Below are 13,138 nucleotides of genomic sequence, written 5' to 3'. Positions count from 1 at the left end.
CGAACTCAACGACAGACCCCGCCAACGATTCGACTTCTGCACCCCCAATGAGATGATCAGAACCTTCCTGTTGCGATAACCGCTAGAAACCGCCCCCTGATAACAACCACTAATGCGAGCTAGTTGGGGAATGTGACAGGACCGTTGCCTCGCCCGGCGAGGGCGTTCCTATAGGATTTGAGCCATGGCTGATCCTTCCCCGTCCGCTGCCCGCGCTGGCTTTCCTGTCAGCCGCCAAGTGCTGGCCGACCACGTTTACGAAGCCCTCCTTGAGTGGCTCATGGATGGTCGGCTGGAGCCCGGAGCCGCAGTGAGCATTGACGGGATGGCGCGCGAACTGGACGTTTCACCAACTCCGGTCCGGGAGGCGCTGGCCCGTTTGGAGCACACGGGAATGGTGCGCCGCGTGGCGCTGAAGGGCTACCGGGTGGCCCCGGTTTTCACCCGGGAAGACTTCGCTGAGCTCATGGAAGCGCGGCTTTCCATCGAGCCTGTCAATGCTCGATTGGCCTGTACCCGGATGACGCCCGACGGCTTGGACGCGTTGAAACAAGCGGTGGAGGACCTGAAGACTGCTCCCAGGGGCGGGTCTTTTGCGGAGTATCGCAGCTACCTCGAGGCGGATGAGCGGTTTCATCAGCTCATTGCCGCGCAGGCCAATAACCAATTCCTGCTCGCGGCCTACAACACTCTGGGTGGCCAGATTCAACGCTTCCGACTCTTTGGGGGAGTGGGCATTACCGACGCGGAGCAGGCGATCGCGGAGCACGAGGCGGTGCTGAATGCCATGACCAGCGGAGATCCGGAGAGGGCCGCGGCCATGATGGTGGACCACGTGGAAAAGGTGCGCGGGCGCGCCATGGCGGACGCGCCGGAGGACTAGACCCGTCATTCCGCCGGACTGCACACCCTTCGCACCCAAATGTAAGACATATAGGATCTAGGAAGTTTCGAAAAAGCCTTGACAGTATTGCCTCGTTCGTAAATCCTATAGGAAACAGGATTCCACGAAGGAGTGATCATCATGGCGTACACCGCCGAGAATTGGCCCATCACCGCGGCCCTCCTGCAGTTCCCCGGCACCGACGCTGCGGGGCAACACATCAACGACGCCGATGCTTCCGTTTGGGCGTCGGTCCTCCAGGAAGTGAAGGACGCGGGTTTCGCGAACGCGGACCTCACCGACAGTTGGGTTCGTCCGGGCGATCTCAGCAAGGAACGCCTCGCCGAGTTCAAGCAGACCGCTGAGGAAGTGGGGATCGGCGTCCCGGTCATCTCCGCAATCCGTCGCAGTGTCATTCACGCCACGGACTGGGCCGATAACCTCGCCTACAGCCACCGGACCATCGACGCCGCGGCCGAGCTTGGATGTGAAGTAGTGTCCTTCGGGCTGCACCAGGCCATCACCCCGGAGCAGCAGAAACAGCTGTGGTTCTGGACCGTGGAGGGCTATAAGGATCCCGTGGGTGACAAGGAAGTGTGGGGCAACGCAGTCTCCAGGATCCGTGAGCTCGGCAAGCACGCGGCTGAGGCTGGCATCCTCCTCTCCCTGGAAATGTACGAGGACACCTACCTGGGCACCGCCGACTCCTCCGTCCAGCTGGTCCAGGACATCGGCTTGGACAACGTTGGCCTGAACCCGGACCTCGGAAATCTGATCCGGCTGCACCGGCCCATTGAGGACTGGCGCGACATGGTGGCCAAGACTCTCCCTTACTCCAACTACTGGCACATGAAGAACTACATCCGGGACGAGGACGTGGCCCGCGACAGCTACATCGCCATGCCGGCCCCGATGGAAAGCGGGCTCATCAACTACCGCGAGGCCTTCAAGTTCGCCTTGTCGGTGGGCTTCCAGGGCATCCTTTGCACCGAGCACTACGGCGGGGATGGCCTCAGCGTCACGGCAAGCAACCAGGACTACCTCCGCCGGCACGTCCTGCCGAAGACTGACGGCTACCAACTCGGCACGAGCCAGGTAGCCCAGGGACGCCAGGTACCGGCAACCCAGCTCGCAGGAGTCTAGGAAAATGACACAGATTTTCGACAACCCGGCAGACTTTGCCGACGACGCGTTGGACGGTTTCGTCGCGGCCAACCGCGGCTACGTTGCCCGCGTTGACGGTGGAGTGGTCCGCTCCACCGAAGTCCCTGCCGGACAAGTTGCCTTGGTGGTGGGCGGCGGCTCAGGACACTACCCGGCCTTCGCAGGGCTTGTTGGCCCAGGCCTGGCAACCGGCTCCGCCTGCGGCAACATGTTCGCTTCCCCGGCGGCGGGCCAGGTGTACCGCGTAGCGAAGGCAGCCAACGCCGGCGGGGGAGTCCTGCTCAGCTACGGCAACTACGCCGGCGACGTCCTCCACTTCGGCCAAGCACAGCTGCGGCTCAACGCCGAGGGCATCGAAACCCGCACGGTTACCGTCACAGATGACATCGCCAGTGCGCCGATCGAGCAACTCGAGAAGCGTCGGGGCATCGCGGGTGACCTGACAGTTTTCAAGATTGCCGGAGCCGCCGCAGAGGCGGGACTGAACCTTGACGACGTCGAGCGCCTGGCCATCAAGACCAACTACCGGACGCGCTCGCTGGGCGTGGCCTTTGACGGTTGCACGCTCCCGGGCGCCAAGGACCCACTGTTCCACGTGCCGGCCGGGCAGATGTCGCTCGGGCTCGGGATCCACGGGGAGCCCGGCATCTCCGAGCACCCCATGCCCACCGCCTCCGAGCTTGCGGAGCTCCTGGTCACCAAGCTGCTCAATGACAAGCCGGAGGACGCCGGCCACCGCGTGGTGGCAATCGTCAACGGCCTTGGCACGGTGAAGTACGACGAACTGTTCCTGCTCTTCGGCAAGATCGAGAAGCTGCTCACCGCTGCCGGGCTCACTGTTGTTGAACCTGAGTGCGGCGAGCTGGTGACCAGCCTGGACATGTCGGGACTATCCCTGACCCTGCTGTGGTTGGACGAGGAACTCGAGCAGTATTGGGCTGCGCCGGCCGACACTCCGGCGTTCCGCAAAGGCAGCATGTCGCCCCGCGCGGCCCGGGCCGAGGCAACAGCAGACGACGCCGAAGCCGCCGACGTCGAACACCCCACCCCGGCAGCCGCTGAACTCGGGCGGCAGGCTGTGGCCATCCTCGCCCAGGTGCGGGACGTCGTCGTCGAGCATGAAGAGGAACTCGGCAAGCTGGACGCGATCGCCGGCGACGGTGACCACGGCATCGGCATGCGGAGAGGCGTTGATGCGGCAGCCGCAGCAAGCGAGGCTGCCGCCGGTTCTTCTGCTGCACGCATCCTGACAGCAGCCGGGGAAGCGTGGAGCGAGCGGGCCGGTGGGACCTCGGGCGCACTGTGGGGTTCCGCAGTTATCGCGGCCGGGCTGTCGCTGGGCAACCGCGCTAGCTACACCTCGGAGGACGCGGCCGCAGCCGTGGACGCCTTCGTCCGCGCCATCACCGAGCTTGGCAAAGCCGATCCCGGGGACAAAACCATGGTGGACGCGCTCCTGCCGTTCCGGCACGCCTTCCTCACAGAGCTCGACGGCGGGGCTCCCGTTGACCGGGCCTTGGCAGTTGCCGCTGCGGCAGCAGAGTCCGCTGCCGCGAAGACAGCTGAACTCCGGCCGCTCAAGGGCCGGGCACGTCCCCTCGCGGAAAAGAGCATCGGCCACCCTGATCCCGGCGCCGTGTCCTTTGGCTTGATCGCCGCCAGGATTTCGCAATTTATCGATTCACAACTGGCCACCGCATCGTCAGCGGCAGCGGCCGGAAACGGAGCACGAGCATGAGCAACAACCCAGGCTGGCGCATCGTCGTCGGCAATGATGAAGCCGGTGTTGAATACAAGAACGCCTTGAAAGATTTGCTTGAAGCGGACCCTCGCGTTGCGTCCGTGACGGACGTCGGAGTTGGCTTCAACGATTCCACCGCCTACCCGCACGTCGCCGTGGACGCCGCCCGCAAAGTTGCTGAAGATGAAGCAGACCGGGCCTTGTTGATCTGCGGCACTGGACTCGGAGTGGCCATTGCGGCCAACAAGGTCCCAGGAATCCGCGCCGTCACAGCCCACGACAGTTACTCGGTTGAAAGGTCCGTGCTCAGCAACAATGCCCAAGTACTGACCCTGGGCCAGCGGGTGATTGGCTTGGAACTGGCCAAAAAGCTCGTAGGGGAGTGGCTCGACCACCGCTTCGATCAAACCTCATCCTCCGCCGCCAAGGTGGACGCCATCTGCTCGTACGAGCCCGACTACACGAAGGCAGTCTGATCATGACCACATCTGAAACAACCGAAGGCAACGCGAACAACGCAGCCCGGAAGATCGCCGTCGTTGGCTCGGGGTACATGGGTGGCGGCATCGCCCAGGTCCTGGCGCTCGGCGGTGCGCGTGTTGCGCTTGCCGACGTTTCTGCCGAGGTGGCGCAGAAGAACTACGACCGCCTGCTGGTGGAGTCGGATCAGTTCATCGCGGATGGGCTTTTCCCTGAGGGGTCCACCGAGATCCTTAAGCAGAACCTGTGGGCTGCCAAGGACATCGAGGAAGCAGTGTCGGATGCGGACTTCATCGAGGAGTGCGTTCCCGAGGTGCTGGAAATCAAGCACCAGTCCTTGGCGCGGATCAGCGCAGCAGCCCGCCCGGATGCCGTGATCGGTTCCAACACGTCCACCATTTCCATCGCGTCCCTCGCTGAAGCCGTCACCCATCCGGAACGCTTCCTGGGTGTGCATTTTTCCAACCCGTCGCCGTTCATTCCCGGCGTCGAGATCATCCCTCACGCTGAAACCTCTGCCGCAACTGTGGCAGCGTCGCGCGAGTTGGTGCACGCGGCCGGCAAACAGACCGCCGTGGTCAAGGACGTCACCGGCTTCGTGCTGAACCGCCTGCAGTACGCGCTGTTCCACGAGGCAGCGCAGCTGGTGGAGCAGGGCATCGCAACAGCGGACGACGTCGACACCCTGGTGCGTACAACGTTCGGCTTCCGCTTGCCCTTCTTTGGTCCGTTCGCCATCGCGGATATGGCCGGTTTGGACGTTTACAACTTCTGCTACAAGTCGCTGCAAACGGGCTTCCCGGAACGATTCGCGACGCCGAAGATCCTCTCGGACCTGGTGGAGGCGGGCAAGCTCGGCACCAAGACCGGCGCCGGTTTCCTCAACGTTCCCGCCGAGCGCACCCCGGAACTCATCGCCTACCGCAACAAGGCCTACGTCGCCATGCAGAAGCTCATTGAAGAGCTCGGCCCGGCCCCCATCAACTAACTCTTTACAGGAGACACCACATGACTTTCCCCGCAGAACGCACCGCAATCGTCACCGGCGCCGTGTCTGAACGAGGCATCGGCCGGGCCACCGTCAACTACCTTGCCGCCCAAGGCTGGAATATCGGCATCATCGATCTTGATGACGCCGCCTGCAAGATCGCAGCCAAGGAAATCGCCGCGGAATACGGCGTACAGGCCCACGGCGTTGGCGCCAACGTGGCCAGCGAAGCCGAGGTTCGTGCCGCAATCGACGAACTCGAGAATGAACTCCCGCAGATCGTCGCACTGGCCAACGTTGCCGGAGTCAGCTCGCCGGTCGGCTACCTGGAACTGGAACCGGCTGAGTGGGACCGGGTCCTGAACATCAACCTCAACGGTGTCCACTACGCCACCCGGCGTGTGGCCGAGTCCATGGTCAAGAACCGGATCGGCCGCATCGTGAACATCTCCTCCGTTTCCGCGCAGCGCGGCGGTGGCACGTTCTCCAAAACTCCCTATTCCGTGGCCAAGGCCGGCGTCATCGGCCTGACCCGCGCGACTGCCCGCGAGCTGGGTGAGTACGACATCACCGTCAACGCCATCTCTCCCGGTCCCATCGACACCGACATCATGGGCGGAACGCTGAGCCAGGAACGCAAGGACGAACTGACCAAGGACCTTGTGGTGAACCGTGTGGGCTCCACCCGGGACATTGCGGCCGCCATCGCCTTCCTCATCAGCGAGGACTCCGGATACATCTCCGGCCAGACGCTGAATGTGGATGGCGGACTGTACATGCACTAGGCGCCTCTCCATGAAGACCTGGACAAGAGAACGCAAGATCTACCTCGCCGTGGGCGTCCTCGCCTGCGCAGTGGGCATGGTGCTCATCTTCTTCCCGCGCTGATCGCGCCGCATTAGTCATTTCCTGTCACTCAAAGAGGAGTTTCAATGTCTGTTGCCACCAATTCCACGAAGGAGTTGCTGGATACGCCGGTCCTCAAATCGGCAATTTCCAAAGCGTCGCGGCGGCTCATGCCAATGCTCGTCATCCTGTACGTGGTGGCCTTCCTGGACCGCACCAACGTTGGCTTCGCCGAAGCTGCGCTGGAAGTGGACAAGGGAATCACCGCCGGAGCCTACGCCTTGGGCGCCGGTATCTTCTTCATCGGCTATGCGCTGTTCGAAATCCCCAGCAACTTGCTGCTGACAAAATTCGGCGCCAAGGTATGGCTCGCCCGCATCGCCATTACCTGGGGCATCGTCTCGGCGTGCTTCGCGTTCGTGCAGGGCGAGACGTCCTTCATCATCCTGCGGTTCCTGCTGGGTGTGACCGAAGCGGGCCTGTTCCCCGGCGTCATCATGTTCCTGGCGGCGTGGTTCCCCAACAAGGTCCGCGTGAAGATGTTCGCCATCTTCTACCTGGCCCAGCCGTTCTCCCAGATGATGGGTGCGCCCCTGTCCGGCTGGCTCATCAACATCGGCGACCAGATTCCGGGTGTCGCAGGCTGGCAGGTCATGTTCTTCGTTGAAGGCATGCTCGCCGTCCTGGCTGGTATTGCCGCCTACTTCTTCCTCATCAACAGCCCCCAGGATGCCAAGTTCCTCACCAAGGAGGAGAAGCGGGCGCTCTCTGACGTCATGGCGCTCGAAGACACGGTCAAGGAAGAAACCGGACCACGTGGTGTCCTGGCGTCCATGCGTAACGGCCGCGTCTGGTACTTCACGGTCATCTACTTCTGCCTGCAAGTAGCGGTCTACGGTGTCACGTTCTACCTTCCGCAGCAGGTGGCGCAGCTGACCGGCCAAAAGGTGGGCATCGCCGTCGGACTTCTGGCAGCCATCCCGTGGTTCTTCGGCATCTTCGCCTGCTACTTCATCGGCAAGGCCGCGAACACGGTGGCGCGTCGTCGCCGCTGGGGCACGGCGCTGTTCATTTCCACGGGCCTGTGCATCTTCGGTTCCGCCTGGGCCGGTGCCAACCAGATGCCCGCCCTGGGCATCATCTTCATTACCCTCGCGGTGTGCAGCTTCCTCTCCACCGGCCCCATTTGCTGGTCATATCCGACGGCGTTCCTCACCGGAACTGCCGCGGCTGCCGGCATCGGGCTGATCAACTCCTTGGGAAACCTTGGTGGGTTCGTTGCCCCGATCCTGCGCACCACGGTCAACCAGGTCACTGCCTCGGACACCGGCACCATGGGCGTCTACGCGCTGGGTGTCCTGCCATTCGTCGCGGCGCTGTTGATGTTCGGTACAAAGCGCTTCAGCAACAAGGCCGACGAACTGTTGGAGAAGTAGACCGTGACGCTGCCAGGTACCCTGACCGACCCTCGCACTGGGCTGGGCACTACGTTCGTAGGCGTCAGCACCAAGACGTACATGGGCTACGCGCAGTCCCTGGCGTGGTTGGAACAACTGGTAGCTGAAGTGGATGCCCGCCCGGCCCTCGCGGCCGGGCGGGTGGTCCCGTTTGTGATCCCATCGTTTCCGGTGCTCCCCGAGGCGGCGCGCTTGGTTGCGGGAACGCCTCTGGTTCTTGGCGCCCAGAACTGTGGCTGGTCCGATGGCCCGTGGACGGGGGAAGTTTCTCCGTCGATGCTGGTTGAACTGGGCGTGGAATGGGTGGAGATCGGCCACGCTGAACGTCGGCGGTACTTCGCCGAAGATGAGGCGATGATTGCCCTTAAGGTCAGCGCCGCCGTCGACGCCGGCCTGACGCCACTTCTCTGCGTGGGGGAATCAGAGCTCCTTGCCCACCCCGCAGGCCCGGCGGCAGCGGCGGAGACTGTGTATCGGCAGATCGAATCGGCAGTCTCCGGCGACTGGTCCCTTGCCTCAACGTTGGTCATCGCTTATGAGCCCGTCTGGGCGATCGGAGCTCCCGAGCCCGCCTCAGCGGACTATGTTTCGAAGGTGGTACGTGCCTTGCGTTCAGCGCTTGCCCAGCACGGCCTGGCCGGGATTCCTGTCATTTATGGCGGCTCGGCGAAGCCTGGACTTTTGCCTCAGCTGGATGGGGTGTCCGGGCTTTTCCTCGGTCGCTTTGCCCACGACGCCGCCAACTTCGGCAAGGTCTTGGACGAGGCCCTGAGTTTTTGTACAGCAGATGCCCCTAAAGCGCCTTCTAAAGGGCATTAGCTGTACAAAAAACTCCGCTGGCAGAGGGCCACGAACCCACCAAGATTCTCCAGGCCCTCGGGATGGGTAGGCAGGTAGTTGGTCAGCTCGGGCGAACGCACCACCACGGCACGCCATTGACCGCGCGATACCGCCACGTTGATCCTGTTCCGGGAGAGCAGGAACTCCATGCCGCGGGGGACTTCTCCCGCTGCCGACGCGGCCATGGAAACAATGACCACCGGAGCTTCCTGGCCTTGGAACTTGTCCACCGTTCCCACCCGGACCTTGCCCAACCCTGCGCCCCGAAGATGGTGCTTGATCAACTGGACCTGGGCGTTGTACGCGGCCACCACCAGGATGTCCGTCTCCTCGAGGGGACGGGATGCGGCGGATGGGGATTCGGCTGATCGCGAGGGGTCGACCCACGTCAGGCCGAGGTGGGCCTGGACCTGCCGGACCACCTCAGCTGCTTCCTCGGAGGAGGACGTGGAGTTGGCGGTATGCGGGACGTAAACGCAGGAGATACCGGGTGCGACACCCGCCAAATGGCGTTCTTTCGCTGCGGGTGCCGACTCCAGACGGTTGTCGTAGGAGAGCTCCGAAACGGCGCTGCAGAGTTCCGGATGCATGCGCCACGACAATGCCAGGAAGTACCCCAGCTCGGGCGGCAAGGTGTTGTGGCCATCTGACAACCAGCCCAGAGCTGATTCATCCACCGGCTCGGGGTGCTTGCCTTGGGTGACCTGGGGCAACTGTTGTGGATCGCCGAGCAGCAGAAGGCGTTTGGCTGCGCGGCTCACTGCCATGGTGTTGGCCAGCGAGAATTGCCCGGCCTCGTCAATGACCAGCAGGTCCAGGGAGCCGGCTGGGACCGAGCTGCCCACCATGGTCCAGGCTGTGCCGCCAATGAGGGCCCCGCCCGGCTTGGATAAGAGTTCTTCCACGTCACCTTTGGCGCATTGGGTCCACGGGACGGGGTCGTCGTGTTTGACTTCCTTAGCCACCCGCCCGGGATCTACTCCGGCCTTGTCCACGGCGGCGCAGAGCATGTTCTCCACTACGGCATGGGATTGGGCCACCACGCCCACCTTCCAGCCTGCAGCCACCAGCCGGGCCAACACGTGGGCGCCCACATGGGTTTTGCCGCTCCCGGGCGGACCTTGCACAGCCAGATAGGAGTGGTCCAGATCAGTGATGGCTGCGGTGATGGCGTCGATGTACCCGTCAGGCCCCGGCTCCACGGGAGGCAGGGCGTGAAGGCTGCGAAGCTTGGGCGCCCTCCTTCGCACCAGGTCCAGCGCAGGATCCTGCGGCCATTGCGGAAGCGCGTCTTTGAGCTTTGTTGCCAGCGCAGCGAGTGCCGCACGCTGACCATTGGTGGCAATAGGTGGATCGGGAGTCAAGGCCATGGGCCATTGGCTGAACGCCGTGGAGTCCTTGCGAAGACCCTCGGCTATGGTCACCGTTTCGAAGTCTTCGTGATCGCCCACCGCGGTGACCAAGGTGCCGTTCCAGCCTGCACGGCCGAGCACGGTGGACTCTTTCCCTTGCAGCGATTCCGGCAGCGGGGTGCCATACATGCGGAAGTACTTCTTGCCCGGTTCCAGCCCGGCTCCGTCCCCGGACCGGCCGAAGAGTTTCACGATCCTCACCGGGTTGCTCCGAGGCGTGGGTTTGGCCCAGTCCTGCAGCAGCTCTGCGTGGTTGACGATGAAGAGGTCGCGCTCGTCAGGCCATTGCGATGTTGGCTTTTCGAGGCGGTCGAAGTGCCCCCACCAATGTTGTTTGTCCTCGCGGCGGTGGTATCCCACTCCGGCGGCCACAATGCCGATGGCACGCGAATCCGAGGTTCCTTTGTCCTCCTCGGACAGACCTGCCAGGTAGTCGAACAGTGCGCTTTCTTCCGGTGCTGCCTCGTACTTCTCCGGTTCCGTATCAGGTGCAGGAGCATGGTCTGCTTCACCGCCCGGCTGGATGGAGCGCTCAGCAGCACGGGCCAGCAGCCAGTTGCGAAGTTCCAGCGTCGACAGGCAGTCGTACTCGTTGTAGTCACGGATGCCTTCGAGGATCGCGGCTGCTTCCCCCGGGTTCCCGTTGTCCCGCGCCGTGCAGTAGTCGGCGTAGGCAACCACGGAGGCGCCGGCGTCGGCCACGTCACCCGAGCGCAGGTGCTGCCTCATGTAAAGGGGCTCAAGCTTCTTGATGCTGTAGGAGTTTTCTGAGATCCGGATGCTGTGCCGGACGGTGTCGTAGAGGTCCACTAGAACACCCTGGCGCAGGAGGTCGTCGACGGCGGTTTCGCCCACCACATGCGTCAGGGACAGGTTGCGCAAGGCCGTCTTCTCATACGCGGCGTAGTGGTAAATGTGCATACCGGGGTTCTTGTTGCGCCGTTTGGCCACGTACTCGAGGAAGTCGACAAACGCCTTGCCCTCTTCAGCCCGTGAGTGCGCCCAAAAGGGCCGGAACACCGGCTGGGCGCCGGGTTCAACGGGATTCTCAATGACCCCGAACAGGTACTCCAGCCCCCACTTCTCCGTGACGGGGTCCTGCCAGAGGGGGTCGCCTTCAAAGTCGAAGAAGATATCGCCCGGATCGGGAGCGGGTAGCCTGCCCAGCGTGTTGTCCGGCAGGACGTTGTAGCTGATGGCTTTGGCTTCTCCGGACTTGTCCGTGTACGTGACCGTGCCATCCGGGGTGCCAGCGCCGGTCTGTAGCCGGGCCTGCTCCCGGAGCCGCAACAACGTGGGATCACCCGTTTCCGGCAGAGCTGCCAGATCGTCAATGGTGGTGACGCCGGCCTCGATCAGCTTCTTCCGACGGCTGATCCGCATACCGGCCACCATGAGGAGATCCCGGTGCAGTTGGACTTGCTCAGCGCAGTAATCACAGCGGCCACACGCGGAATACCGGGAGTCGCCCCACTCCACCGGTCCAGTCTCCGCACCATGTGCCTGGGTCATGCCAAGGAAGCGTTCCCGGCGTTCCTTGAAGACGGGCAGGATTTGCGCCAAGGGGTGGTCGCTGTGGACACGGTTGCCCAACACCAGGGTGACGGTAGGGTCCGGTGTGATCCCTGCCTGGATGAGTTGATCTCCATAGGCTGCCAACTGCAGCAGGGCCGTGACCTTGGCATGCCGGGCGAGCTTGGTATCGAAGACGGCGTACTGACCGCCGGGGCGTTTCACCAGGAAATCTGAGCGGCCATGGAATTGACCATCGAAGAAGGCTGCCTGGAACACGACGTCCGCTCCGGAGCGCAAGGCGTCGATGGATTCCGCATGCTTGGCCGACAGGGTGGCGCGGTCCATCGCTGTGGCGGGGACGACGTCGTAAACGCCTTTCCCGGAAGCCGGATCCCACAGCCCCAACTCAGCCACGAATTCATCAAGAACCCGATGCTCGTGATCGTCTCCGAGTTTGGCTGTGCGCTCCAACATGGCATCTGTTGCGAAGTCAGGCTTGGGCGTGCGGCCGAGTTTTTCGTCAAGTTTCCTGAGCAGCTGATACTCGCAGGTGGCAGCAATAACGAGGTCGCTGGCGGAGTACACCAGGTCCCGGGGTGCGCCCGCCGTCTCGGGCTCGAGAAAGAACACCGCGAGCCACCTACCTTTCCATGCCGTCAATAAACTCTTGCAGCCAAGCTATCAGCGGGCCCAGACAAAATAGAGTCTGCAAAATAGCGCCCGGCGAAATGGCGGCAGCCAAAACACCGTCCGGCCACTTTAGACTGCACCCATGACTGAAACAGCCCCAGCTCCGGACCCCGCTTTCGAAGCCGCCTACCAAGCTGCACAAAAGAGCCTCAGCGAGGGCGGAATCCCCATCGGAGCTGCACTGGCCCGCGGTGGGGAAGTGGTTGCCAGCGGCCACAACGAACGTGTCCAGCACGGCGACCCGATCGCACACGGCGAGATGTCCGCGCTTAGGGCTGCCGGTCGTCAGAAGACATACCGTGACACCACGCTCTACACCACCCTGGCGCCATGTGCGATGTGCACGGGAACCATCATCCAATTCAAAATTCCCCGGGTGGTGGTTGGCGAGGCAGAAACCTTCCCCGGTGAATTCGACCTCCTCCGTTCGCGGGGTGTGGATGTGGTGGTCCTCAACGATCAACGGTGTGTGGACATGATGCGTACTTTCCAAGAGGAACACCCCGAATTGTGGGCGGAGGACATCGCGGAATAGCGGCGGTGAAATGGGCGCTCGGAAGGGCGCAGATTCGCCTAGCCACCGTCACCCTCCGAGCGTAGGCTGGCATCATCGGCGTCGGTGCCGAGAGGCCCCTCGTCGATGATCCCAATCGATGAAGGAGGACCCATGAGTGCCGTACGTGAATTCATGACAACCAACGCCCAGTGCATCGAAGAGGACAAAACTCTTCAGGACGCCGCCAGGCTGATGAGGGACCTGGACTGCGGTTCACTCCCTATCTGCGGTCACGACGGCAAGCTCACCGGCTTCATCACCGACCGCGACATTGTGGTCAAGTGTTTGGCCGAAGGCAAGGACGCCCGCGAAGTCCGCGCCAGTGAGCTGGCCACCGGCAAACCCTATTGGGTGGATGCGGACGCCAACGTTGACGAGGCCGTCACCATGATGGAGGAACATCAGGTGCGCCGGCTCCCCGTCATCAGCGACCACAAACTGGTAGGCATCATCAGCCAGGGCGATATTGCCCGCAACCACTACGCAGAAGAGCGTCTGGGCGAAATGGTGGAACACATCTCAGCCAAGGAGCACATGGCCCACTGAGACCTGCAAACCGGCAACCA

Annotated in this window: 11 protein-coding genes; 10 read left to right on the top strand and 1 reads right to left on the bottom strand. The window is 62.9% G+C overall.

Annotated elements, in window-relative coordinates; genetic code table 11:
* Window positions 1-184 precede the first annotated feature (184 nt).
* The 8 genes from ACIQH5_RS20420 (at window position 185) to ACIQH5_RS20385 (ending at window position 8,378) form a co-directional block, all read left to right on the top strand.
* Complete coding sequence (locus ACIQH5_RS20420) at window positions 185-883, top strand: GntR family transcriptional regulator (RefSeq protein ID WP_400407072.1); 699 nt, start codon at window positions 185-187, stop codon at window positions 881-883.
* 141 nt (window positions 884-1,024) lie between these two features.
* On the top strand, window positions 1,025-2,026 hold the full coding sequence (locus ACIQH5_RS20415; RefSeq protein WP_400407069.1) for a sugar phosphate isomerase/epimerase family protein: 1,002 nt from the start codon (window positions 1,025-1,027) through the stop codon (window positions 2,024-2,026).
* A gap of 4 nt (window positions 2,027-2,030) precedes the next feature.
* Window positions 2,031-3,785, top strand: coding sequence for a dihydroxyacetone kinase subunit DhaL (gene dhaL / locus ACIQH5_RS20410; RefSeq protein WP_400407066.1), 1,755 nt, complete (start codon window positions 2,031-2,033; stop codon window positions 3,783-3,785).
* Window positions 3,782-4,264 (top strand): ribose-5-phosphate isomerase, encoded by a 483-nt coding sequence (locus ACIQH5_RS20405; protein WP_400407063.1) that lies wholly within the window; start codon window positions 3,782-3,784, stop codon window positions 4,262-4,264. Before dhaL ends, ACIQH5_RS20405 begins: the two co-directional genes overlap by 4 nt.
* Before the next feature lie 2 nt (window positions 4,265-4,266).
* Window positions 4,267-5,256, top strand: coding sequence for a 3-hydroxyacyl-CoA dehydrogenase family protein (locus ACIQH5_RS20400; protein ID WP_400407061.1), 990 nt, complete (start codon window positions 4,267-4,269; stop codon window positions 5,254-5,256).
* 20 nt (window positions 5,257-5,276) lie between these two features.
* Window positions 5,277-6,041 carry an SDR family NAD(P)-dependent oxidoreductase gene (locus ACIQH5_RS20395; RefSeq protein WP_024819908.1) on the top strand — a complete coding sequence of 255 codons (765 nt, stop codon included), beginning with the start codon at window positions 5,277-5,279 and terminating at the stop codon, window positions 6,039-6,041.
* A gap of 147 nt (window positions 6,042-6,188) precedes the next feature.
* Window positions 6,189-7,538: an MFS transporter gene (locus ACIQH5_RS20390; protein ID WP_400407058.1), complete on the top strand. Its 1,350-nt coding sequence runs from the start codon at window positions 6,189-6,191 to the stop codon at window positions 7,536-7,538.
* A 3-nt stretch (window positions 7,539-7,541) separates the two neighbouring features.
* Window positions 7,542-8,378: a triose-phosphate isomerase family protein gene (locus ACIQH5_RS20385; RefSeq protein ID WP_400407056.1), complete on the top strand. Its 837-nt coding sequence runs from the start codon at window positions 7,542-7,544 to the stop codon at window positions 8,376-8,378.
* On the opposite strand, the gene ACIQH5_RS20380 is transcribed toward ACIQH5_RS20385, so the two are convergent.
* Window positions 8,375-11,956, bottom strand: a complete 3,582-nt coding sequence (locus ACIQH5_RS20380; RefSeq protein ID WP_400407053.1) for a TM0106 family RecB-like putative nuclease — start codon at window positions 11,954-11,956, stop codon at window positions 8,375-8,377. The two genes, ACIQH5_RS20385 and ACIQH5_RS20380, sit on opposite strands and share 4 nt — an antisense overlap.
* 142 nt (window positions 11,957-12,098) lie before the next feature.
* Here ACIQH5_RS20380 and ACIQH5_RS20375 point away from each other — a divergent pair, with 142 nt between their 5' ends.
* Entirely contained in the window at window positions 12,099-12,551 is a 453-nt protein-coding gene (locus ACIQH5_RS20375; protein ID WP_400407050.1) for a nucleoside deaminase, read from the top strand.
* A 132-nt stretch (window positions 12,552-12,683) separates the two neighbouring features.
* Window positions 12,684-13,118, top strand: coding sequence for a CBS domain-containing protein (locus ACIQH5_RS20370; protein ID WP_400407047.1), 435 nt, complete (start codon window positions 12,684-12,686; stop codon window positions 13,116-13,118).
* Window positions 13,119-13,138: the final 20 nt, after the last annotated feature.

It is taken from the genome of Paenarthrobacter sp. NPDC091711 (assembly GCF_044756605.1).
Lineage (GTDB): Bacteria > Actinomycetota > Actinomycetes > Actinomycetales > Micrococcaceae > Arthrobacter.
The sequence above is the reverse complement of the archived record's forward strand: the minus strand, read 5'-3'. Positions and strand labels throughout refer to the sequence as shown.

What these genes read in the sequence shown, in the direction of transcription:
- ACIQH5_RS20420 (WP_400407072.1), top strand. Translation starts at nt 185, where the DNA reads ATGGCTGATCCTTCCCCGTCCGCTGCCCGCGCTGGCTTTCCTGTCAGC.
- ACIQH5_RS20415 (WP_400407069.1), top strand. Translation starts at nt 1,025, where the DNA reads ATGGCGTACACCGCCGAGAATTGGCCCATCACCGCGGCCCTCCTGCAG.
- dhaL (WP_400407066.1), top strand. Translation starts at nt 2,031, where the DNA reads ATGACACAGATTTTCGACAACCCGGCAGACTTTGCCGACGACGCGTTG.
- ACIQH5_RS20405 (WP_400407063.1), top strand. Translation starts at nt 3,782, where the DNA reads ATGAGCAACAACCCAGGCTGGCGCATCGTCGTCGGCAATGATGAAGCC.
- ACIQH5_RS20400 (WP_400407061.1), top strand. Translation starts at nt 4,267, where the DNA reads ATGACCACATCTGAAACAACCGAAGGCAACGCGAACAACGCAGCCCGG.
- ACIQH5_RS20395 (WP_024819908.1), top strand. Translation starts at nt 5,277, where the DNA reads ATGACTTTCCCCGCAGAACGCACCGCAATCGTCACCGGCGCCGTGTCT.
- ACIQH5_RS20390 (WP_400407058.1), top strand. Translation starts at nt 6,189, where the DNA reads ATGTCTGTTGCCACCAATTCCACGAAGGAGTTGCTGGATACGCCGGTC.
- ACIQH5_RS20375 (WP_400407050.1), top strand. Translation starts at nt 12,099, where the DNA reads ATGACTGAAACAGCCCCAGCTCCGGACCCCGCTTTCGAAGCCGCCTAC.
- ACIQH5_RS20370 (WP_400407047.1), top strand. Translation starts at nt 12,684, where the DNA reads ATGAGTGCCGTACGTGAATTCATGACAACCAACGCCCAGTGCATCGAA.